Annotated in this window: 19 protein-coding genes and 2 pseudogenes; 15 read left to right on the forward strand and 6 right to left on the reverse strand. The window is 68.4% G+C overall.

Translation table 11 applies throughout. The features are described 5' to 3' along the window. Positions 1-56: 56 nt before the first annotated feature. The 12 genes from RBB84_RS02130 (at position 57) to RBB84_RS02185 (ending at position 11,275) form a co-directional block, all read left to right on the forward strand. The gene (locus tag RBB84_RS02130) at positions 57-1,400 is read left to right on the forward strand and encodes a hypothetical protein (RefSeq protein ID WP_064255895.1); all 1,344 of its coding nucleotides are present in this window, start codon (positions 57-59) and stop codon (positions 1,398-1,400) included. Further along, positions 1,400-2,353 (forward strand): 3-carboxyethylcatechol 2,3-dioxygenase, encoded by a 954-nt coding sequence (locus tag RBB84_RS02135; RefSeq protein WP_024103351.1) that lies wholly within the window; start codon positions 1,400-1,402, stop codon positions 2,351-2,353. Before RBB84_RS02130 ends, RBB84_RS02135 begins: the two co-directional genes overlap by 1 nt. Before the next feature lie 35 nt (positions 2,354-2,388). Then, complete coding sequence (locus RBB84_RS02140; protein ID WP_024103352.1) at positions 2,389-3,261, forward strand: alpha/beta fold hydrolase; 873 nt, start codon at positions 2,389-2,391, stop codon at positions 3,259-3,261. A gap of 79 nt (positions 3,262-3,340) precedes the next feature. Beyond that, entirely contained in the window at positions 3,341-4,288 is a 948-nt protein-coding gene (locus tag RBB84_RS02145; protein WP_024103353.1) for a 2-hydroxyacid dehydrogenase, read from the forward strand. Positions 4,289-4,480: 192 nt separating this feature from the next. Beyond that, the gene (locus RBB84_RS02150; RefSeq protein WP_024103354.1) at positions 4,481-5,461 is read left to right on the forward strand and encodes an ABC transporter substrate-binding protein; all 981 of its coding nucleotides are present in this window, start codon (positions 4,481-4,483) and stop codon (positions 5,459-5,461) included. Further along, positions 5,458-6,267: an ABC transporter ATP-binding protein gene (locus RBB84_RS02155; RefSeq protein WP_005517218.1), complete on the forward strand. Its 810-nt coding sequence runs from the start codon at positions 5,458-5,460 to the stop codon at positions 6,265-6,267. The genes RBB84_RS02150 and RBB84_RS02155 overlap by 4 nt, the downstream gene beginning before the upstream one ends. Next, a complete protein-coding gene (locus RBB84_RS02160) occupies positions 6,264-7,097 on the forward strand; it encodes an ABC transporter permease (protein ID WP_024103355.1) in 834 nt (277 codons plus the stop codon). Before RBB84_RS02155 ends, RBB84_RS02160 begins: the two co-directional genes overlap by 4 nt. Before the next feature lie 32 nt (positions 7,098-7,129). Then, positions 7,130-7,912: a class II aldolase/adducin family protein gene (locus RBB84_RS02165; protein WP_024103356.1), complete on the forward strand. Its 783-nt coding sequence runs from the start codon at positions 7,130-7,132 to the stop codon at positions 7,910-7,912. 160 nt (positions 7,913-8,072) lie between these two features. Further along, positions 8,073-9,077, forward strand: a complete 1,005-nt coding sequence (locus tag RBB84_RS02170) for an NAD(P)/FAD-dependent oxidoreductase (RefSeq protein WP_024103357.1) — start codon at positions 8,073-8,075, stop codon at positions 9,075-9,077. Positions 9,078-9,080: 3 nt separating this feature from the next. After that, complete coding sequence (locus tag RBB84_RS02175) at positions 9,081-9,401, forward strand: ferredoxin family protein (protein ID WP_005517222.1); 321 nt, start codon at positions 9,081-9,083, stop codon at positions 9,399-9,401. Then, positions 9,401-10,252 carry an alpha/beta hydrolase gene (locus tag RBB84_RS02180; RefSeq protein ID WP_024103358.1) on the forward strand — a complete coding sequence of 284 codons (852 nt, stop codon included), beginning with the start codon at positions 9,401-9,403 and terminating at the stop codon, positions 10,250-10,252. The genes RBB84_RS02175 and RBB84_RS02180 overlap by 1 nt, the downstream gene beginning before the upstream one ends. 138 nt (positions 10,253-10,390) lie before the next feature. Beyond that, positions 10,391-11,275 carry an IclR family transcriptional regulator gene (locus RBB84_RS02185; protein ID WP_024103359.1) on the forward strand — a complete coding sequence of 295 codons (885 nt, stop codon included), beginning with the start codon at positions 10,391-10,393 and terminating at the stop codon, positions 11,273-11,275. A 9-nt stretch (positions 11,276-11,284) separates the two neighbouring features. Here the strand turns inward: RBB84_RS02185 and RBB84_RS02190 are convergent, their stop codons facing one another. Next, the gene (locus tag RBB84_RS02190; protein WP_024103360.1) at positions 11,285-12,790 is read right to left on the reverse strand and encodes an AMP-binding protein; all 1,506 of its coding nucleotides are present in this window, start codon (positions 12,788-12,790) and stop codon (positions 11,285-11,287) included. 34 nt (positions 12,791-12,824) lie between these two features. Beyond that, complete coding sequence (locus RBB84_RS02195) at positions 12,825-13,772, reverse strand: zinc-binding dehydrogenase (RefSeq protein WP_024103361.1); 948 nt, start codon at positions 13,770-13,772, stop codon at positions 12,825-12,827. A 226-nt stretch (positions 13,773-13,998) separates the two neighbouring features. Here RBB84_RS02195 and RBB84_RS02200 point away from each other — a divergent pair, with 226 nt between their 5' ends. Beyond that, on the forward strand, positions 13,999-15,201 hold the full coding sequence (locus tag RBB84_RS02200) for an IS110 family transposase (RefSeq protein WP_024103362.1): 1,203 nt from the start codon (positions 13,999-14,001) through the stop codon (positions 15,199-15,201). Between the two features lie 75 nt (positions 15,202-15,276). Here RBB84_RS02200 and RBB84_RS02205 read toward each other — a convergent pair whose 3' ends face one another. The 4 genes and pseudogenes from RBB84_RS02205 to RBB84_RS02220 form a co-directional block, all read right to left on the reverse strand. Next, positions 15,277-17,616 carry a CoA transferase gene (locus RBB84_RS02205; RefSeq protein WP_064255894.1) on the reverse strand — a complete coding sequence of 780 codons (2,340 nt, stop codon included), beginning with the start codon at positions 17,614-17,616 and terminating at the stop codon, positions 15,277-15,279. Between the two features lie 126 nt (positions 17,617-17,742). Next, on the reverse strand, positions 17,743-18,723 hold the full coding sequence (locus RBB84_RS02210; RefSeq protein WP_064255893.1) for an ABC transporter substrate-binding protein: 981 nt from the start codon (positions 18,721-18,723) through the stop codon (positions 17,743-17,745). A gap of 34 nt (positions 18,724-18,757) precedes the next feature. Then, complete coding sequence (locus tag RBB84_RS02215; protein ID WP_041803580.1) at positions 18,758-19,549, reverse strand: enoyl-CoA hydratase-related protein; 792 nt, start codon at positions 19,547-19,549, stop codon at positions 18,758-18,760. A gap of 275 nt (positions 19,550-19,824) precedes the next feature. Then, positions 19,825-20,342, reverse strand: a pseudogene (locus RBB84_RS02220) (diiron oxygenase); the annotation flags it as partial. Here RBB84_RS02220 and RBB84_RS02225 point away from each other — a divergent pair. Continuing rightward, positions 20,343-20,954: pseudogene (locus tag RBB84_RS02225) on the forward strand (IS1634 family transposase); the annotation flags it as partial. It lies immediately after the preceding pseudogene. 19 nt (positions 20,955-20,973) lie between these two features. After that, positions 20,974-21,771 carry a barstar family protein gene (locus RBB84_RS02230; protein ID WP_024103369.1) on the forward strand — a complete coding sequence of 266 codons (798 nt, stop codon included), beginning with the start codon at positions 20,974-20,976 and terminating at the stop codon, positions 21,769-21,771. Positions 21,772-21,917: the final 146 nt, after the last annotated feature.

A 21,917-nucleotide genomic window follows, 5' to 3' on the forward strand; every position in this document is an offset into this window, starting at 1 on the left:
CCGGCTTGGCGCTTCGTCGCGGCCCGCAGCAATACCCAGGTACACCAGGTCAACTCGTGACCTCCGGGACCGCCGACCCTCTCGCCGGTCTCGACGAACAGCGCCGCCGCTGGGTCGAGAGGGCATGGGGCGAGGTGGATCGCGAGCGATTGCGCGAGCTGACGGTCGGGCTGGTGGACATCGCGAGCCCGACCGGCGACGAGGCACCGCTCGCCCGACACATCACGGACACGTTGGCGACTGGCGGGGTCGAGGCGCACACCATGTACCTCGACGATCGGCAGGCGAACTCGTGGGCCCGGGTGCGCGGCACCGGCACCGGACCGGACCTGATGTTGTACGCGCCGATCGACACGGTCACGAGCGGGGACGCCGCCGAGGACGTGCCGTGGGCCGCGGAGACGCTGCGACCGGATCTGCGCGCCGAGGCCGCCGTCGACGGCGACTACGTCATCGGTCTGGGGGCGTCGAATCCGAAGGGGCACGCGGCCTGCGTCATAGCCGCTGTGGAGGCGATCCGGGCCGCGGAGATCCCGCTGGCAGGCGACCTACTGGCCGGCTTCGGCGCCGGCGGCATGCCGACCAACGCTCGGCCGGGCGTGGGTAATCCGCGCACGAACACCGGCCAGGGAGTCGGTTGCTCGTTCCTGCTCGAGCAGGGCGTGTGGCCGGATTTCGCACTCATCGCGAAGCCGGGCTGGACGGTGTCGTGGGAGGAGGTGGGGCTCGCGTGGTTCGAGATCACCGTGCACGGCACCCACACCTACGTCGGTTCGCGGCACCGGTTGCCCTACCGGAATCCGGTCGCGCTGGCCGGTGCGGTGGCGCTGCAGCTCGAGGAGTGGTTCCCGCAGTACTCGCACCGGCACGGGGACGGGCTGGTGCTGCCGCAGGGGATGGTCGCGAACATCCGAGGTGGTTGGGAGCGCACCGCGTCCTTCACGCCGGGACAGGTGCGGATGACGGTGGATCTGCGGCTGAGCCCGCGGACCACACCGTCGGCGGCCGGGCGCGAACTGACGGAAGCGGTACGGACCATCGCCGCCGATCTGGACGCGCGGATCGATGTCGAACGAATCCTGGCGATCCCGGGAGAGTCGTCAGACGAGCAGATGTGGCTGTGTCGCAGCGCGATCCAGGCATGGGAGGCGTTCGAGGGCGGTCCGCACGACGGGGTGCACGACGCCAGTGGCGCGACCGACGCGAACATCCTGCGCGGCCGCGGAATTCCGACCGTGCGGGTCGGTATGCCGAAGGTGGTCGACGCCCCGTTCGAGGTCGACTTCGCGATGGGCATGAACACCGTGGACCTGCGCGAGGCGGAACGCCTCACGCGCTACCTGATCCGGGTTGCCGTCGACACCGTGACCCGGACTCTCGAGGAAGTGGGGATCGACTGATGGCGAAACTGGTGCTGGGGGTGGGTGCATCGCACAGCACCCTCATGAACACGCACTGGGAGGAGACGACGCACAAGGCGGAGGCCGAGCGGTTCCGCGCCGCGCTGGGGGCGGCGCGCGACCGCATCGCCGCCGCGCGACCCGACGTCGTCGTCCTGCTAGGATCCAACCACTTTCGCGGTTTCTGGCTCGACCTGATCCCCCCGTTCACGCTCGGGGTCGGGGAGTGCATCGCGAGCGGGGAGTCGGGCACGCCGAAAGGCCCGCAGAACGTCGATGTCGACCTCGCCCGCCACCTCGCCGACGAGGTGGTGGAGGGCGGAAGGTTCGATCTGGCGTTCTCGGCGCGTCTGCAGATCGATCACGGACAGTCGCACGCGATCCAGTACCTGCTGGCCGGGCTCGACGTCCCGATCGTCCCGCTCGTGGTCAACGTGTTCGCGCCTCCTCTGCCGACGTTCGGGCGGTGCGAAGGGCTCGCCCTGGCACTGCGCGACGCGATCGCGTCGTACCCCGGCGATACGCGGGTGGCCGTCATCGCCTCGGGCGGGCTGTCACACCGGCTGCCGTGGCCGGACTGGCGGGATCCGCACGGCGAGGACGAGGACTTCATGGTCCAGGCCTGGCTCGACGGTCGCGAGAACTGGTCCGACTACGACGTCCGCCGGCGCCAGATCATCCGGGCCGCCGAGGCTGCGATCTCACCCGAGTTCGACGACCGGATTCTCGACCTGTTCGCCGTCGGCAAGGCCGGTGAACTCGCGGGCTACACGAGCGCGGCCATCGAAGCCGAGGCGGGCAACGGTGCCCAGGAACTGCGCACCTGGCTGATGATGGCCGCGATGATGGACTACATCCCCGCCGAACGGCTTGCCTACGAGTCGGTTCCGGAATGGCTGACCGGTATGGGCGTCGTCGTCCTGGATCCCGCGGCGGCACCGGCGGCGCACTGACTTCCCCTCCCATCTCTTCTGCAAAGGACACACTCATGACAATCTGGAACGAACTGGCCGGCATCGACTTCGCGGTCAAGACCGTCGACGCCGCGGGCATCCCCACCCGATCGCTGCAGGCCGGCTCCGGTGACGAGGCCGTGGTGTTCCTGCACGGCACCAGCGGCCACCTCGAGGCGTTCGCGCGGAACATCGCGGTACACGCCGCGCACTACGAGTGCCACGCCATCGACATGCTCGGCCACGGTTACACCGGAAAGCCGGACTACGCGTACGAGATCCCCCGATACGTCGAGCATCTCGTGAACTACCTCGACGCCGTCGGACTCGACAAGGTTCATCTGGTGGGCGAGTCACTCGGCGGATGGGTCGCTGCCCACCTGGCCAGCGAACAGCCGGAGAGGGTGCTGTCGCTGCAGCTGCTCGCGGCCGGTGGCACCGTCGCCAACCCGGAGATCATGGAGCGCATCCGCACCTCGACGACCAAGGCGGTGCAGAGCGACAACGTCGAGTTGACCCGGGCACGCCTGCGGCTGCTCATGCACGATCCCGTCGATGCCACCGAGGAACTCGTCGAGGCGCGGCACCGGATCTACCACCAGCCGGATTTCGTCGCGAACATCCACAACCTGCTGTCTCTGCAGGACATGGAGACCCGTCAGCGAAACCTGCTGCGTCCCGATCGTCTCGCCCGTATCCAGGCCCCCACCCTGGTGGTGTGGGGGCACGAGAATCCGTTCGGTGACGTGCCGGAGGCCAAGAAGATGGCGGAGGACATCCCCGGCGCGCAGCTGCAGCTCTACCCCGAGTGCGGCCACTGGCCGCAGCACGAGCAGGCGGCACTGTACAACCCGCTGAGCCTCGAGTTCCTGGCGAAGGCGTCCGCGCACGCGCGCAGCGTCGCCTGAGTCGACTTCCCGCAACACAGTTCGTGGAACCGGCCGCGCATCGTGCGGCGGGCTCCACGCATCGAGAGGACGGTGTGCGATGCGGACACTGCTGTTGGCGCCGGACGAGCGTGACCTCCTCGGTGGTCTGCTGCGCGGTGCCGCCCCCGGTGTCGAGGTGATCCGACCGGTCACCCGATCCCGGGACGAGCTGCGTGCCCTGCTGCCCGACGTCGACATCGTGGTCGGGGATTGGAGCGGTCGATTGCCCTTGGGCGCAGCGGAAGCCGAGATCGGTGGGCATCTGCGGCTGCTTCAGCAACCGGGCGTCGGTGTGAACTGGATCGACGTGGACGCGTGGCGGCAGGCGGGGGTGCCGGTCGCCAACACCCCCGGCGCCAACGCGGCCTCGGTGGCGGAGTGGGCCGTCGTCGCGACCGCGAGCCTGAGTCGGTCGATGGGATGGGCGCACGACCGGCTCCGCGCCGGGGACTGGCCGCAGGAGCGGATCCTGGACCACGACTGTCGCGACCTCGGTGAGCGCCGGGTGGGGATCGTCGGGTTCGGGGACATCGGCCGTCGGTGCGTAGGTCTGTTCGCGGCGTTCGGCTGCGAGGTCGCGTACACCGCACGCCGCCCGAGGTCCGACGCGTCGGCGCGGCATCTCCCGTTCGACGACCTGCTCGCGGTGTCGGACGTCCTCGTGCTCGCGGTGCCGTTGACGCCGTCGACCCGCGGACTGATCGGTGCGTCCGAGCTGGCCCGGCTGCCGGAGGGAGCGATCGTCGTGAACGTCGCCCGCGGCCCGGTCGTCCGGACGGATGCGTTGGTGGCCGGGTTGCGCTCCGGACGTCTGGGCGGGGCGGCGCTGGACGTCTTCGATCGCGAACCGCTGGCAGCGGACAGCGAGCTGCGCCGGCTCGACCGGGTCCTGCTCAGTCCGCACGTCGCGGGTGGTAGCGCCACCGCGCGGCGCCGGATCTACGAGATGACGGCGGCCAACGTCGCCCGCGTGTGCCACGGCGGCGCCCCCGAATGGACGCTGTGACCACGTCGAGTTTGTTTCCTTCGTATTTCGAACAATCCTCTCGGACCAGGTGCGATGTTGCGCGCCGGTAAGTTATCCGGCCCCGGTCCGCACGATGGACCGCGTTGGTTTTCGCCGCTGCCCCCCGCCGTTAGGTTTCTTCACCACGACCCCGCAAATGCGGCGCAGATCACGGAACGAAGGTGTGCACACATGGCCTGGCGATCGACATTCGGCAAGGTGACCCTTGCATCAGCAGCACTTGTTCTCACGGTTGCCGCGGGGGCGTGCAGCCGGCCCGCAACGCAGAGCACGGCCGACAGCGGCGGTGGCCCGCTCCGGATCGCGGTGGGCATCGACGCGTCCTACGCGCCGTTCTTTGTGGCCGATCAGGAGGGGATGTTCGCGGACGAGGGTCTCGACGTCCAACTGGTCCAGTTCGGCCGTGGCGGCGAGGCTGTCGATGCACTGGCCACCGGTCAGGTCCAGGTGGCGGGCAGCTCCGACACCACGACCATCGCCCAGCTGCGACAGAATCCGTCGCTGCGGGCCATGTACTCGTACGAGGTCTCCGGCGACTACATCAAGGTCGTCCTGCGCAACGGAGTCGACACTGCGGCCGGTATCGAGAAGATGGGTATCGTTCCCGGGCTGAGCCAGATCTCGACGGACAAGTACCTCGAGGCGAACGGAATCGCCCCGGGCGCGGTCGAGATGGTCTCGGCCACACCGACAGACATGCCCGCGCTCCTCAGTCGCGGCGACATCGACGGCTACGTGCTGTGGGAGCCGTGGCCGGCCACCGCGCTGTCGCAGGGCAGCGGGCACGTCGTTGCCGTCACCGGTGACTACGACTGGCTCTACCACCACTGGGCCATCACGACGGCCCCCTGGCTGGAGCAGAACGAGGACACCGCCCGCAAGATCGCCAAGGTGCTCGCCCAGGCGAGCGAACGGGTCGAGTCCGACCCGCAGACGGCGGCAGCCGCGACCAAGAAGGCCGTCAACGTGGCCGAGGACCAGACCGTCACGGCAGTTAGCGAAATCGATTTCGGTGTCGAGAATCTCACCGACAAGGACGTGGAGTCCGCACAGTCGATCGTCGACTTCTACAAGAAGATCGGCGTTCTCTCCGAGCAGCCCGACCTCACCTCGACGATGCTGCTCGATTGGTACCAGGAGGACAAGCAGTGACAGCGACAACCACCACCAAGGGCGTCCCGATCGACGTCCGCGATCTCGGCATCAGTTTCGGTGCCGCCGAGATCGTCTCGGGCATCGGCCTCGACGTTCGACCGGGCGAGTTCGTGTGCCTGCTCGGTCCGAGCGGATGCGGCAAGTCGACCTTGCTCTCGGCGATGGCGGGATTCGTGAAGCCGTCCGCCGGCGAGATCGTGTGCGACGGTGACGAGGTCTACGGGAGCAACCCGCACGCGGGCATGGTCTTCCAGAGCTCGGAGGCCCTCTTCGAGTGGATGACCGTGAGCCAGAACGTGGCGTACGGACCGCGTATGCACGGCGCGGACAAGGCGGCCCAGGCGCGGATCGCCGCCGAGTATCTCGCGATGGTCGGCCTGCCGCACGCCGGTGACAAGTTCCCGGCCCAGCTCTCGGGCGGTATGCGTCAGCGCGTGCAGATCGCGCGCGTCCTCGCGAACCAGCCGTCGCTCGTGCTGATGGACGAGCCGTTCGGTGCGCTCGACGCCCAGACCCGTCAGGTCCTGCAGACCGAACTCGACAAGATCTGGCGGCACACCGGCTGCACCGTCGTCTTCGTCACGCACGACATTGACGAGGCGCTCACCCTGGCGGACCGCGTGGTCGTCATGTCGGCCGGACCGAAAGCGCGCATCAAGAGCATCTACGAGGTGGATGCGCCGCGACCGCGCGATCGTGCCCACCCCGAGGTGATCGATCTATACGAGCAACTGCGGGACGACATCCGCGCCGAGGTCGTGGCGTCGCTGCGCAACCAGGGCATCGAGGAGGACCAGCTGTGACCGCCGTAGCCGACACCCCCACCACCGTGCGCGCCGCGCGCACATCCCGCACCCGCCGTCGCGGTGCCGGCGCATCCACCGTCGCCGCTCGCACCGCACTCCTGGGGATCGCGTCCGCCGCGATCGGTCTGGCGGTGTGGTCGTTCCTGGCCTGGTGGTACGGACCCACCACCATCGCCTCCCCGGTCGAGGTATGGGCGGCGGCAAAGGAACTGGCCGAGAGCGGCGTGCTGTGGACGTCGATCTGGGCGTCCGCGCAGCGCATCCTCATCGGCTGGAGCCTCGGTGTCGTGATCGGTGCGCCGATCGGCATCCTGATGGGTCGCGTGAACATCGTGCGACAGCTGCTCGACCCGTACATCGAGTTCTTCCGCTTCATCCCGCCGATCGCATTCGTGACGCTGGCGGTGGTGTGGTTCGGCATCGGTGAGACGTCCAAGGTCGTACTGATCTTCTACACCTCGGTCTTCATCGTCACCGTCAGCACGATCGCCGCCACGGTCTCGATCAGCGACAACAAACTGCAGGCCGCGACGAACCTGGGGGCGGGCAAGCTGCAGCTCATGAAGACGGTGGTGCTGCCGTCGTCGGTGCCCGGCATCATCACCGGTGCCCGCCTCGCGATGGGCAACAGCTTCCTGACGATCGTCTCCGCCGAGATCGTCGCCGCCGACCACGGCATCGGATCGATGATCTGGCAGGCGCGCAACTACGGCCGCATCGACTGGACCTTCGTAGGCATCATCGTGCTGGGCATCATGGGCTTCGTGTTCGACCGGATCCTGCGCCTGCTCTCGACGCGGTACCTCGCCCGCTACGGCGTCAAGTAGACCACGCCATCCGTCGAACCAGAAGGGACACAATGACTCACGCACCCACCATCGCAGAGTTGGCCGGGATCCCCGGACGACCCGAGTCGGACGACGTCGAGAGCGAACGACGACGCCGCAAGATCGCCGTGATCGGCGGCTACCGGATCCTCTCGCGCTTCGGTCTGGACGAGGGCATCTCGGGGCACATTACGGCCCGCGACCCGGAGCGTCCCGACACGTTCTGGACGGCGCCGTTCGGCCGGCACTTCTCCCAGGTCCGGCCGGACGAGTTGCTGCACGTCGATTCCGAGGGCACCATCCTGTCGGGCGACGGGCCGCTCAACCGGGCCGCGTTCGTCATCCACTCCAAGGTGCACGCGGCGCGACCCGACGTCGTCGGTGCCGTGCACGCGCACGGGCTCCAGGGCAAGGCGTTCTCGTCGCTGCACCGTCTGCTGAGCCCGATCACGCAGGACGCCTGCGCCTTCTACGACGACCACTCGATCTACGACGAGTACCACGGTGTCGCGCTCGACGAGGAGGAAGGACTGCGCATCGCGGCCGCGCTGGGGTCTGGCAAGGCGGTCGTCCTGAGCAATCACGGGCACCTCACGGTCGGCACATCGGTCGAGAGTGCCGTGTGGTGGTACGTGTCGATGGAGCGATCGATGCAGGCCGAGCTCGCGGCTCGTGCCGCGGGGGATCCTGTTGCGCTGCAACACGACGTCGCCCTGCAGACGTACGAGGCCGTCGGCACCGAGAAGGTGGGCTGGTTCGCGTACTCGACCATCATCCAGAAGATCGCCGTCGAGGAACCCCACATCTTCGGCTGACCTCGCGGCGCCCCGTCCGGCGGGCTCACCGGCAGACCTCCCCTTCGCCGGTGGGCCCGCCTTTCGGCGTGTGTGCGCACCGGTGATTCGGACCGAACACAGTCTGCTGACCGGACCGGTTTCATATGCCAAGGGCACCAACGTCATTAGCGTTGCCGACATGAACGCTTCGTCCAACGTCCCGACCGAACTCGAGGTCGACATCCTGATCATCGGCGCCGGCCCGGCGGGTCTCTACGGCGCGTACTACGCCGGCTTCCGTGGCCTCCGGGTGGCCGTGCTGGACGCGCTGTCCGAGCCCGGCGGTCAGGTGAGCGCGATGTACCCGGAGAAGGCCATCCTCGACATCGCCGGATTTCCGTCCGTGAAGGGGCGCGATCTGATCGACGGGCTGCTCGAGCAGGCCGCGCCGTACGATCCGCTGTACCTGCTCGGGGAGCAGGCGCAGACCCTGGCGCACCTCGCGGACGGTCGCGCCGTCGTCGGAACGAGCAAGGGCCGCGAGGTCACTGCGGGAGCCGTGATCGTCACCGGCGGCATCGGCACCTTCACACCCCGCCCGCTCGCCGAGGGACTCGACTTCCTCGATCGCGGGCTCAGCTACTTCGTCCCGGATTTGTCGGCCCACGCCGGCAAGGACGTCGTGATCGTCGGGGGCGGCGACAGCGCCTTCGACTGGGCGGTTCACCTCGAGCCCATCGCGTCGTCGGTGACGCTCGTGCACCGCCGCGACAAGTTCCGTGCTCACGCGGCGACGGTCACGAAGGTTCGGCAGAGCAGTGTGCGGATGATCGTCAACGCCGACGTGTCCGCGGTCCGCGGCAACGGCTGGATCTCCGAGGTCGACGTCGTACACAAGCTCGAGAAGAGCACCAGCACCTTGCCCGCACAGTCCATCATCGCCGCGCTCGGCTTCACCGCGGATCTGGGACCACTCACCGAGTGGGGACTCGAGATCGACTCGCGCCACATCGTCGTGAACACCCGCATGGAGACCACCGTCCCGCGCGTGTACGCCGCCGGCGACATCACCGACTACCCCGGCAAGGTCCGACTCATCGCGGTCGGCTTCGGAGAGGCCGCGACGGCGGTCAACAACGCGGCCGCGGTGATCGACCCCGACGCGGAGATCTTCCCCGGACATTCCACCGAACAGGAGGGCTGAACAATGGCATTCGTCATCGGCGAGGCATGCATCGACTACATGGACCGGTCCTGCATGGAGGAGTGCCCGGTCGACTGCATCTACGAGGGGGAGCGCAAGCTCTACATCAATCCGAACGAGTGCATCGACTGCGGTGCATGCGAACTCGCGTGCCCGGTCGAGGCGATCACTGTGGATCGCAAGGCCGATCCCGAGTTCAAGGAGGACGCCAAGCGGTTCTTCCTGGAGATCCTGCCGACCCGGGCCGAGCCCGTCGGCAATCCGGGTGGCGCCGCCAAGATCGATGTGATCGGCGTCGACACCCCGATGGTGGCGGCGTACTGATGGGCGTGCGGTTCGGTTACGCGGACACCTCGTTCGGCCAGTTGCACTACGCCGAGCAGGGGCGGGGGCCGGTGATACTGCTGCTGCACCAGACTCCGCGCTCGTGGGACGAGTTCCGGGAGCTGATTCCGTTGCTGGCGAGCAACTTCCGGGTGATCGCGATGGACATGGTGGGCTTCGGTGCGAGCGCGTCGCTTCCCGCCCCGCAGACCATCGAGGACTTCGCGAAGGGGGCGTGGGAGCTGCTCGACGCCCTGGGCGTCGACCGGGCCACCGTGCTGGGGCACCACACTGGTGCGGCCGTGGCGCTCGAGATGGCGGCGGCGGACGGTGGACGACTCGACGCGGTCGTGCTGTCGTCGTGCCCGTGGGCGGACGCCGAGTACCGCGCCGGTCACACGGGCGCGGGCGGGGTGGACTGCGCCGAGCGCGTCCCGGACGGCGCCCACCTGCGGGTGCTGTGGGATCTGCGTCGTCCGTACTATCCGGACCCCGTCACCGACCTGCTGGACCGGTTCGTTCACGACGCTCTCTCGTTCGGGGTGGACCCGGCCGAGGGACACCGTGCGTGCGGTCGGTACCGGATGGAGGATCGGATCGGCTCCGTCACGGTGCCGGTTCTGCTGATCGGTGCGGGTGCCGACCCCTTCTCGATGCCGGCCCTCCCGAAGTTGCGAACCGGTCTGACGGCCGCACCGTCGGTGACGCAGGTCGTGATCGAGGACGGCACCGTGGCCCTCGTCGAACGGCACGCGGATCGGGTCGCGACAGCGGTGTGCGAGTTTCTGGCGAATGTGAACACCACCGCCCCGCCGGTGACGGCGGACACCCTGGTCGCGCGGCATTTGTAAACTCTGTGAAACCGGTCCGCTGGACGGAACGTGTGACGTGCGTCTCGGGACTTCGGTCCCTAGCGTCAGTGGCACCGACAGGGTTACACCGCTCGGGCCTCCGAGTCGGAGAGAACCCCAGAGTGTTAGGAGGCCGCAGTGACGACAGCGATGCAGCGATCGGTCGATCTCGGTTCGGTGGTGCCGATCCAGGCGGCGCGAGGACAGGGCGGTGAGATGTCGTCGGTGCTGGGAAAGACCCGCTCGATCCTCGACGCCTTCGACAGCGACCACAGCGATCTCTCGCTCACCGAACTGACGCGCCGCAGTCGGGTCGCGAAGGCCACGGTGCACCGTCTCGCGGGGGAATTGGTCGAGTGGGGTCTGCTCGAGCGGGCCGGCACGAAGTACCGCCTGGGGTTGCGTCTGTTCGAGCTGGGGCAGCTGGTGCCCCGGCAACGGATCCTCCGTGACGCGGCGCTCCCGTACATGGAGGACCTGCTGCTCGCGACACAGGAAACCGTGCACTTCGCGGTGCGCGACGGCATCGACGTCCTCTACATCGAGAAGATCATCGGCCACCGCGGGCTCAACCAGCAGTCCCGCGTCGCGGGCCGACTCCCGTTGTACTGCACGGCCACCGGGAAGATGATCCTGGCGTTCTCGCCGCAGTCGGTGTTCGACGAGGTGGTCGAGCAGGGCTTCACCGCGCTCACCGCGCGGACGACGATGTCGGTGTCGGTCCTGCGTCAGCAGCTCGACCGGATGCGCAAGGAACAGCTAGCGGTCGAGGTCGAGGAGACACGCCTCGGCTACATGAGCGTCGCGGTCCCGGTCTTCAGTGGTCCCACCACGATCGCCGGGGCGCTGTCGGTGACAGGTCCGACGGTCCGGCTCAACGTCAGCCGGGTGACCGGTGCGCTGCGTACGGCGGGGATGGGTATCAGCCGCGCCCTGCACGCGATGAAGTGCACGCATTCGCCTGCCGACCAGGCGATGGCCTGCAGCCCCACGATGTGTTCGTTCAACGGTTGCGGTAAGTAGGTGACGCGGTCAGCGGCCGGGAGCGATCCCGGCCGCTTCCGCGTCCCACGTGTTCGGCCCGACGCCGCGTTCCCGCAGTGCCGCCTTGCGTACCTTGCCCGTCTCCGTGAGCGGTAGCGCCTCCACGACGTCGATGTACCGGGGAAGGGCGAAGTACGCGAGAAGGGGCTCGGCGAACCGGCACAGCTCGGCGGGTTCGACGCGGTGCCCGGGCCGGACGACGACCGCCGCCATCACCTCGTCCTCGGCCAACTGCGACGGCACCGGGAACACCGCCACCTGCGCAACCGCAGGATGCTGCGCGAGCACGTCCTCGACCTCGGTCGACGAAATGTTCTCCCCGCGCCGCCGGATCACGTCCTTGATCCGGTCGACGAACCGGAACCAGCCGTCGGCCTCCCGCACCACGCGGTCGCCCGTGGCCAGCCATGCTCCGGGCGCAGCGGGCGGGTCACCGAGGTAGCCGAGTGCGAAGGCGCCGTCGAGTTCGGTGCGCACCAGCAGTTCGCCGGCGATGCCGTCCGGGACGGGGCCCCCGGCCGGGTCGACGACGAGCGCGTCGTATCCCGGCATGACCGTGCCGAGGTAGCCCGCGCGCCGGTCACCGGGAACGGTCCCGAGCACCAGATTGGTCTCGGTGGTTCCGAATCCGTCGATCAGCTCGACACCGAACCGTTCCCGGAACGGCCGCCACAGCCGCTCGGGTGTCGCGGGGGAGAGCGCACGGGTCGCCCGATGTGCGCGATCGTGTGGGGACGGCGGACGACCGGCGAGCATGGCGACCATCGCGCCGAGCAGATACACGACGGTCGCGTCGGCGTCGGCGACGCGGCGCCAGTACTCCCGCACCGAGAAGTGCCGGCCGAGAACGAAGGTGCCGCCCGTCACCACGGCCTGGAAGAACGCATTGATGGCGTTGGTGTGGAACAGCGGCAACCCGTTGTAGAGCACGTCGTCCGGGCCGAGGCCGAGTGAAGCGCCCACACCCTTTCCCCACCACAGGAACTGTGCGTGCGGGCACTCCACGCCTTTCGGCATCCCCGTGGTGCCGGAGGTGAACAGCACTGCCGCGGGGGTGAGGGCCGACAGCCCTTCGGCCGGTGGCAACGGCCGCGAATTCGGTTGCGGCGCCCGTTCGGTGCCGACGATCCACAGCTCGCCTCGGAAGCCCGCTCCCTCGACGCGGGCGACGTACTCGGGTTCAACCAGTACGTGCCGGGCACCCGACACCGCGAGGACATGACGCAGCGCGTCGCCGCGGAAGGCGGTGTTCAGCGGCACCGCGACGGCGCCGAGCCAGGCGCACCCGAGGATCAGATCGATCGCCTCGACGCGGTTCGTGGTCATCGCGGCGACGGGATCACCACGCCGGATCCCGCGACGTGCGAGCGACCCGGCCATGGCGCCCGCGCGGTCCACCAGTTCGCGGTAGGTCACTCGCACGTCGCCCGCCCGCAGCGCGGTGTGGCCTCCGCGCCGGGCGGCACGGTCGAGGAGCAGCGCCGGGATCGTCATCGGGCCCGGCAGCGGCAGTGCCCCGGTCACATGGTCACGGGACGACGACGGCACGGCCGGCGACCTTGCCCTCGCGCATCAGATGCAACGCGTCGGCGATGTCGTCGAGCGGGAACTGCTGGACCGCGAGGCGGATGTCGCCGGCCACGAGGCGGGCGATCATGTCGGGGGCGAGCTCGGCTTGGCGGGCGGTCTTGCGAATCATGTTGACGGGCAGGATCGCAACGTCACTGAGCAGCCAGTTCGGCAGGTCGATCGTGAGCTGCGTGCCGAGGGTGTAGCCGATCAGTGCGGCTCGCCCGCCCGGCACGACACGGGCGAGAAGGTGCGGCAACGCGTCCCCGCCGAGCGTGTCGATCAGGACGTCCGCGACCGGATCCGGACCGAGCGCATCAGCCACCTCCGCGCCGCGCCCGACGACCGGCCGGACGCCCTCCGGCAGCAGCGCGACCTGATCCTCGCGGGGCACCACCCCGATCACTTCGGACGCCCCCGCCAGCTGTGCGAACTGGGCGGCCATCGCCCCCACCGCACCGGAGGCTCCCGCGACGATCACGCGTTCGCCCACTCGGACGTCGGCAACATCGTGAACGGCGACGTAGCCGGTGGTGCTCGGCAGCAGGAAGGTCGCCGCGACCGCGGGGTCGAGTCCCGAATCGAACGGCGTGAACGCCTTGTCCGAGGCCACCACGAACTCGGCCCAGCAGCCGTTCTTGAACAAACCGACGCCGCCGCCGCGCACCAGGACCGGGGTCCCGGGCTCGAAGGTGTCGGACTCGACGACGGTGCCGGCACCGTCCGTGCCACCGATGTGCGGCAGTCGAGGACGGACGTCGAAGTTGCCGCTCGCGACCGTCATGTCGAGGTGACCGAGTGCGGCCGCATCGATCCGGACGAGGGTCTGGCCGGCTTCCCGGGCGGGCACGTCGACGTCGTCGACCACGGGGGCCTGTCCGAAACTGTGGAGCCGGGCGGCGCGCATGGTTCTCCCTAAGTTTGTAGGTGTCTGGGGTTGGTGCCCTGGATGCCCAGAGCGGTGGGGTGTAGTTGATGGTTTTCTGCTTCGGTCGAGGCTCGGAAGGACTGGCTGCCCCGCCGCGCTGGACGCCTCCGGCTGCTGATTGAGAGCTTGTTGCGGATCGTCGCTGTTTAGGGATCTGTCGGCGGGGTTGTCCACGGGCACGAACTGCGAGGTCAGGAGCACGCAGATGACAACTCGGCCAGAGATATGGGTCGGGATCGACGTCGGCAAGACAGCGCATCACGCGTGCGCCGTCGACAATGCAGGCACGACGGTCTTCAGCCAGAAGGTCGACAACGACCAGGCCGCGATCGAAGCGGTGATCGCCCGCGCCGGCCGGATCGGCGATCAGGTGCGGTGGGCGATCGATCTGACCAGCCCGATGGCACTGCTGCTGATCAGCGTGTTGCTCGCCGCCGACCAGACGGTGACCTATGTGCCCGGCCGGGTGGTCAACACGATGACCCACGGATTCCGCGGCGAAGCGAAAACCGATGCCAAGGACGCGAAGGTGATCGCCGAGACCGCCCGCCTGCGCCGAGACCTGAACCAGGTCACCATGCCCGACGAACTGGTGGTCGGACTGACCCAACTGACCGGCTACCGCACCGACCTGATAGCCGACTGGGTCGCCGGAATCAACCGGCTGCGGTCGCTGCTCGGATCGATCTTCCCGGCACTGGAAGCCGCGTTCGACTACTCGACCCGCACTCCACTGATCCTGGTCGCCGGTATGTGCACCCCCACCGAGATCCGCGATGCCGGAACGGTAGGGGTCACAACACATCTTGCTGACCACGGCGCCTGGAAGCCGGCCATCGCGAAAACCGCGGCCACGGCGGTCGAGGCGGCGCAGCGGCAGACGCTGACCCTGCCGGGCGAAGCCGACACCGCGATGCTGATCAAGCGCATCGCCCGCAAGCTCCTCGATCTCGATCGCGAGATCAAGGACACCGACAAGCTCATCACCACCCGATTCCGACAGCACCCGGGGGCGCGGATCATCGAATCCCTGCCCGGCATGGGACCGGGACTGGGCGCCGAGTTTGTTGTCGGCACCGGGGGCGATCTGGCCGGCTTCGCCAGCGCTGGACGCTTGGCGTCCTACGCCGGGCTGGTACCCGTTCCCCGTGATTCCGGTCGGGTCGCCGGGAACCTGCGCCGCCCGAAACGCTACAACCGGCGCATGCGCAGGGTGTTCTACATGGCAGCCCTGTTCAGTCTGCGGTACGAGAACGGGCCGTCGCGGCGGTTCTACGACCGTAAACGCGGCGAACGGCAGATTCATACCCAAGCCCTACTGGCCCTGGCTCGGCGCCTGGTCGATGTCCTGTGGGCACTGCTGCGTGACGGCCGAGAATTCAGCGTCGACCATCCCGCTGTGGCTTGACACCATCATTGAGAGTCCTTCTTGGATCTTTCGAGCAGTGAACCGGTCGGCGGACCGGGTGGATCGGACGTCGGGTCAGGTCAGCACGCCGTCGGCGCGCAGGCGGGCGATGGTCTCCGGCGGGTACCCGGCGACGTCGCGCAGCACGTCGTCGGTGTCCGCGCCGAGCAGGGGCGCCGCACGGCGGACGGTCACCGCGGCGCCCACCCGCACCGGTGCGCCCTCGTGCAGGAAGCGACCGACCTTGGGATGGTCGCCGGGAACGTAGTACCCGCGTGCCCGCAGGTGTGGGTCGCTGTCGACCAGGTCGCGGCCGTTCTGGACGACACCGGCGGGAACTCCGGCGGACTGGAGGCCGTCGGCGACCGTCTCGGCGGGCAGGGGTGCCGTCCACGCCGCGATCGCGTCGGCGATCTCGGTTCCATGTTCGCGGCGTCCCGCCGCGGTGCGGAACCTGTCGTCGTCGGCCCAGTCGGGACGTCCGAGCACGTCGCACAGGTGTCGCCAGTCGGTGTCGTCGCGAATGGCGATTGCGCACCAGCGGTCCGGGCCGAGACATCGGAAGACCCCGTGCGGCGACATCGTGGGGTGCGAGTTGCCGATCGGGACCGGGAATCGTCCGGTGCCGGTCGCCTGCACGACGCTGGTGCCCATGTGCGAGGCCATGGCCTCCAACTGCGACAGGTCGACGTGCTGGCCCCGGCCTGTGCGGTCCCGGTGCTCGAGTGCGGCGAGGACGGCGGTCGCGGCCTGCAGTCCCGCCACGATGTCGCCGTGCCCGTAGATCACGCCCACCACCTGGTCGCTGTTCCAGCCGGTGAGGGCAGTCAAGCCCGTTGCGGCGGAGACGATGTCGGCGTACGACACCCAGCCGCTGCGCGGTCCGGTGTGGCCCATGCCGGACATCGAGACGTACACGATGTCGGGGCGCAGTTCGCGCAGTCGCTCGTACCCGACGCCCATCTTCTCCATGACGGTGGAACTGAAGTTCTCCACGACGACGTCGCTCTGCGCGATCAGGTCGGCGAGGACCTCGAGGCCGGCGGGGGAGCGGGTGTCGAGGGTGATGCTGCGCTTGTTGCGGTTGACGTCATTGAAGTACCCGCTCGTGTCCGGGTCGTCGTGCGGTCCGCGGGACAGGTGCATGAACGGCGCGAACCGCGTCGGATCCGGCCGGCCGAGCGACTCGACCTTGACGACGTCGGCGCCGTGATCGGCGAGGATGCGGGTGCAATATGGCCCGGCGAGCACCCAGGTCAGGTCGAGCACTCTGATGCCGTCGAGCGGCAGGGTGCTCGAATTCTGCTCGGGCGCCGAATCTTCTGGTACCCGACAGTCGTCGAGCAGGGCTTGGTGCTCACCCGGCTCCGCCACCACGAGATCCCGGGCGCGCGCCCCCTCGGGGAACGCGAACCCGAAGCCGAGATCGCGGGTCACGCCGTCGGGTGAGACCACGTCGACGAAGAAGTCTCGGTCGTTCAGCTGCGGGTTGACGAGCAACTCGTCCGGCCGGTCGACGGCCGACCACGGCAGCTTGCGCGACTGTGCCGCGACCGCGAACTCCTCCTTCGTCCACTTGTCGAGGAAACGCTGTACCACCTCGAAGACGTGTTCCTGGTGACGCTTTCGCTCCACCGGATCGCCCCAGCGGGGGTCGGTGAGGTCGTCGGCCGCGCCTTCCTCGACGAGCCACGCCAGCAGCGCGTCCCACATGCGGGGGCTGCCGCCCAGCCCGCCGCCCAGGAAGCCGTCGGCGGCACGGAACAACCCGTGCGGCACCAGCGGGTGCACCCGTCCGGGGCGCGGCGGCACCCGGTCCTCGTGCAGATACGCGAGCGTCCCCGCCTCGAGGCTCGCGGCGACGCACTCCTGAGCGGAGACGTCGATCGCCGGTACCGGGCCGAGTCGACGCGCGCGCAGACCGAGCAGTGCGCCGATCGCGGCGTTCACGCCCGCCAGCTGCTCGGCCTGTCCCTCGGGAAGCAGCAGAGGAGGGCCTTCCGGGTCGCCCACCTGGGCCAGCATGCCACCGAGTGCGGCGACGGTGAGATCCGTTGCCGCCCAACTCTTGCGCGGTCCGTCGACGCCGAACGGGGTCACCCGCACATGGACGGTCGAATCGGCGGGCACCGAGACCGGTTCGGCGCCCGGGGCGCTGCCGTCGAGGAAGACGTCCGATGCGGCGACCAACCGTGCGAGATCACCGCGTCCGGCGTCCGACCCGAGATCGAGTACGACGGATTTCTTGCCGGCGTGCCAGTGGCCGTACGCGTGCCCACCGAACTCGTGCCGGCTGGGATCGCCGTCGGCCGGTTCGACGAGCACGACGTCGTAGCCGAGGCCGACGAGGATCCGTCCGGCGAAGCGGGTGAAGGGGCTCGAGAGTTCGACCACCCGGATTGCGGATTCGACCACGGCTGCTCCAATCGGTGACGCGGGTTCTTCGGTGAGTGCGCCGACACTATGGCGATGCCGGGCCCCGGGAAACGATTCCGTTCTGCTGACCGAACCGGGCGCGATCCGGCCGGCAGAACGGATCGATCATTCGGTGTCGGTGTGCTCGGACACCCAGCCGTGCAGCATCACGGTGTCGGTGTCGACAGAACCGGTGATCTTGCCCTGGCCGCGGAAGAAGGTGACCAGGTCGTCGGCGCGGGCCGTGTCGTCGGCGGTGAAGTCGCGTCCGACGAAGTCGATCTGGGTCACTGTGCGCTTCGCCTCCGCCGGGTCCATCTGGATCGCCGACGAGATCGCCGCGGCCGCGCGGTCGGGATCCGAGTTCACGATCGCGGCCGCGTCGGCGACCACCGCAAAGACTCGAGCCGCCAGATCCTCGTTCGCGGCCAGCCACGACTCCGAGGTGAGCAGCCACTGCGAGTACCGGGCGCCGAAGTCGCCGCTGGTGCCGACGACGCGGCCCCCGGTGGCGACGGCCTGCGCGACCCACGGATCGAACGAGATGAAGCCATCGATATCACCGCGGGCGAGCAGTGCCGGCTGTTCCGGCGGGCTGGTGCTCACCAGTTTCACGGCCGCCGGGTCGAGGCCCACACTGCCCAGGTACGCGTCGGTGAAGTACAGGCCGATACCGGGGAACACGCCCATCGTCTTGATCGACTGCGGCGTGACGCCGGGGCGGAGCACCACTTGGAAGTAGCGGTCGGATTCCTCGTAGACACCGAGTGCGCGCAGGGACGGGTTGGCGGCCATCACCGTCAACGCGGTCGAGTCGGCGTTGCCGGACATCTCGGAGGTGCCGGCCACGACATTCTGGGCGCTCGCGGCGCCGCCCTCGGTCTGGATGATCTGCACGTTCAGGCCGGCGGCCTCGAACAGGCCTTCCTTCTCGGCGACGAAGAACGGTGCGTACGACGGATCGACGCCGACCGAGATGCGGACCAGCCCGTCGGGAGCGGACGCCGCCGACTCGGACGCCGGCCGGGAACATGCGGTGGCGACGACGGTGACTGCGGCGAGTGCCGCGACGGCGGCCAGTGCGCGGCGCCGGAATCTGGATGTCATGGGTTTCCTTCGTGGTGGGGGGATCGGTGCGCGCTCAGCGGCCCGTGAACGACGGTGCCCGCTTGTCGAGGAAGGCCTGCAGTCCTTCGGCGGTGTCGCGGGTGCGGATCAGTTCGAGAACGGCGGCGAATTCGACATCGAGCGCTTCGTCGAGCGGAAGCGTGCGGCCCGCTTCGACGATGTGCTTGAGCATCCCGATCGTGCGCGTCGGTTTCGCGGCCAACTCGGTCGCGAGTTCGTCTATGCGGGAATCGAATCGGTCGTCCGGAACGACCTCGTCGACCAGGCCGATACCCAGGGCCTCGGTGGCGGAGAGCCGTGCCCCCTGGATCATGAGGAGCTTCGCGCGATGCGCTCCGAGGAGCCGGGGTAGTCGCTGGCTACCACCGGCACCGGGGAAGAGCCCGAGTCCTATTTCGGGGAAGCCGATGGTCGCCGACTGCGCCATCACCCGGACGTCGCACGCGAGCGAGAGTTCCGCACCGCCGCCGAGCGCATGTCCGTTCAGTGCTGCGACAACGGGTTTCGGTGCGGCCTCGAGGAGCTTCTGCACGTCGGTCCACGGCCGCATCGCGCGCTGCGTCTCCTCGGTGAGCTCACGCATGACGCGGATGTCGGCACCGGCGACGAAGAATCGACCCGTCCCGCGCACGACGATGCAGCGCACGTCGGGATCGGTGACGAGCGGAGGAAGGACGGAGAGCAATTCGGCGATCAACGCGGGATCGAACGCGTTGGCGGGAGGCCGATCGATCGTGACGGTGGCGACGCCGTTCGCGGAGGTCACGGCGAGACACTCGGGGGTGGGTGGGCTTTCTGTCGTCATGGCGGCTCCAGGTCTCGGTGAGTCGGGTGCGGTGAACCCGTTGAGAGGAGCCGAGTATCGACGGGAGGTGGCGTGCTGGGCACGACCGTCGGTCCGGTGGGCGAACCGGAAATGTCACCGTAACGAGCGGCGGCGCGTCTCGGTCACGTCAGGCGGGCTCGGGTGAATGTACTCGGCCCGCCGCGGGACGGCAATCGACCCGGAAGACGCGAATGCGCGGTGCGCGGGACCTCCCCCTGCTCGCACACCGCGCACTCGCGCCGTGACCCTGCCCGTCAGAGTAGGTGGACCTTCTTGTACAGCACCTTGGACGGCCCGCCGACCAGACCGACGCTGTCGAGGAAGCTCATGAGCTTCGAGCCCGACGTGCGGATCTTGTCGTGGTGGTGCTTGTTGGTGCGCGCGACCTCGGGCGCCCGGTCCTTGTCGAGACCGGCGTTCACGCACACGTCGGGGTGAATCATGCTCTTCATGACGAAGTAGACGGTCGCGGCGGTGCTGACGCGCTCGAACGCGCGGCGGGCACGGGAAGCGCCCTGCAGGCGGCGTGTGACCTCTTCACGGGCGAAGCGGATGTGCCGCGCCTCCTCGAGAACGTGAATCTTGCTGACGGTGCGTGTAATCGGTTGGACGCGTTCGTCTTCATGAAGTCGCGCTGCATCATGTCGAGGATCTCCTCGGCCGCCATGACGCTCGCGTACGCGTTGGCACCACGGAACAGGCCACCCCACAGTCGGCCGGCCCGGTGGATGAACGTGATCGGGCCGTAGTTGGGCATCCCGAACTTCTCGCCGTGAACAAACGAGCCGAACCGATCTGGAACCCGACTCGGGACACCACCTCGTGGCGAGCGATCTGGCAGTACACCCGCAAACGTGCCGTCCGCGACAACCAGACATTGAACGCGCAGGAAGCACGGGCGCGGGCGGTGGTTGACGGCACTCACAGGGCAAAGGCCACCCGATTCGTCAGGACCACCACCGCCGGGCAGCAACTCGAGGACGCCGCTCTGGCCCGGGCCCGGTCCCTGGTCGGGCTCAAAGGCTATGTCACCAACATCCCGGCCACGCTCATGGAACCCGGTGAGGTGATTGGCAAATACCACGACCTATGGCATGTCGAGCAGTCGTTTCGGATGTCGAAGACCGATTTGCGGGCACGGCCGATGTTCCACCGCCCCCGCGACGCAATCGAAGCGCACCTGACCATCGTCTTCGCTGCTCTTGCGGTCGCTCGCTGTGTCCAGGACCAGACCGGCATCGCGATTGCAAGGCTGGTCAAACAACTCCGGCCGCTACGCACCTCCACCATCGCCATCAACGGCGCCGTCCAGGACTTCCCACCGCAGATCTCGGCCGCTGAACAGGAGATTCTCACCCGTCTCGGGTTCGAATCGGGACACTAAGCCAAATGTCCTAACTCGGGTGGGATATCTCGTGCACCGCATCGACGCGCACCCGTGGACCTCGACCGGCGACATGTACGACGCTCTCGCTGAGACCTTGTCCTACCGCCGTTCTTATGGCGGGAGCCTCGACGCGCTCGCGGATGTGTTCGCCGATGTGGGCACCTATCTGTTCGGCAGCGACCCCGCCACCACCGGCACGGTCCTGGCGATCGCCGGATTCGACACTCTGCTCGGCCTCGATCCTCGCACCGCGCACGTGCTTCTCGACAATTTCGCCCGACAGGCACGCCTGGCCGGCTTGTACGGCCATCCCATGCTGTGTCTGATCGAAACCCGTGCCACCGACCTTCCGCCGGTCGGCGGAATCGGCATCTACCGTGGCAGCGTCTGGGATGCCGAACCGGATCCCCCACGCCCGTTCCACCCCGACGACCTGCTCGAGTACACCCTGCACGTTGTCACCGCCGATGTAGTCGGCTACCTCGTCGCCCTCCGAACGGTGTTGACCGACCTTCTTGCACCTATCGGACGCTGGCAGATCAGCGACCCCCACCGGATCACCGATCCCAGGGTGATGGGCGATGCCCGAGTCAACGCCCAGCACCGACCGCAACCACTCGCCCCGGACGACGAGTTGTGGCACATCCGCATCGGGATCCGCGGCTCAGGCGATGAAAATCAACTCGGCGACCACCTCGTCCACGCCCACCACGACGCGGGGCTGCATTTCGAGGGACTCTTCTCGCACCTCTACGCCGCCGGCACCACCGAGCACGCGCAGGCATCGAGCAGGTATCCGAACCTGCACGACTGAACCCGCAGAAAGAAGGGGCTCGAGATACCGGTCGCGACCAGAGCAGACGACCCTCAACGGATCCGGGCATCCGGACGCCCCGCGCCGATCGAGGTCCACACCCTGCTCCGACCCGAGAACCTCGCACCGGGGCTTGTTCGCCCGGG

The sequence above is a fragment of the Rhodococcus sp. D-6 genome (assembly GCF_040256695.1).
Classification (GTDB): Bacteria; Actinomycetota; Actinomycetes; order Mycobacteriales; family Mycobacteriaceae; genus Rhodococcus; species Rhodococcus pyridinivorans.

What these genes read in the sequence shown, in the direction of transcription:
- RBB84_RS02165 (WP_024103356.1), top strand. Translation starts at nt 7,130, where the DNA reads ATGACTCACGCACCCACCATCGCAGAGTTGGCCGGGATCCCCGGACGA.
- RBB84_RS02195 (WP_024103361.1), bottom strand. Translation starts at nt 13,772, where the DNA reads ATGCGCGCCGCCCGGCTCCACAGTTTCGGACAGGCCCCCGTGGTCGAC.
- RBB84_RS02140 (WP_024103352.1), top strand. Translation starts at nt 2,389, where the DNA reads ATGACAATCTGGAACGAACTGGCCGGCATCGACTTCGCGGTCAAGACC.
- RBB84_RS02145 (WP_024103353.1), top strand. Translation starts at nt 3,341, where the DNA reads ATGCGGACACTGCTGTTGGCGCCGGACGAGCGTGACCTCCTCGGTGGT.
- RBB84_RS02190 (WP_024103360.1), bottom strand. Translation starts at nt 12,790, where the DNA reads ATGACGATCCCGGCGCTGCTCCTCGACCGTGCCGCCCGGCGCGGAGGC.
- RBB84_RS02200 (WP_024103362.1), top strand. Translation starts at nt 13,999, where the DNA reads ATGACAACTCGGCCAGAGATATGGGTCGGGATCGACGTCGGCAAGACA.
- RBB84_RS02175 (WP_005517222.1), top strand. Translation starts at nt 9,081, where the DNA reads ATGGCATTCGTCATCGGCGAGGCATGCATCGACTACATGGACCGGTCC.
- RBB84_RS02135 (WP_024103351.1), top strand. Translation starts at nt 1,400, where the DNA reads ATGGCGAAACTGGTGCTGGGGGTGGGTGCATCGCACAGCACCCTCATG.
- RBB84_RS02215 (WP_041803580.1), bottom strand. Translation starts at nt 19,549, where the DNA reads ATGACGACAGAAAGCCCACCCACCCCCGAGTGTCTCGCCGTGACCTCC.
- RBB84_RS02180 (WP_024103358.1), top strand. Translation starts at nt 9,401, where the DNA reads ATGGGCGTGCGGTTCGGTTACGCGGACACCTCGTTCGGCCAGTTGCAC.
- RBB84_RS02210 (WP_064255893.1), bottom strand. Translation starts at nt 18,723, where the DNA reads ATGACATCCAGATTCCGGCGCCGCGCACTGGCCGCCGTCGCGGCACTC.
- RBB84_RS02150 (WP_024103354.1), top strand. Translation starts at nt 4,481, where the DNA reads ATGGCCTGGCGATCGACATTCGGCAAGGTGACCCTTGCATCAGCAGCA.
- RBB84_RS02170 (WP_024103357.1), top strand. Translation starts at nt 8,073, where the DNA reads ATGAACGCTTCGTCCAACGTCCCGACCGAACTCGAGGTCGACATCCTG.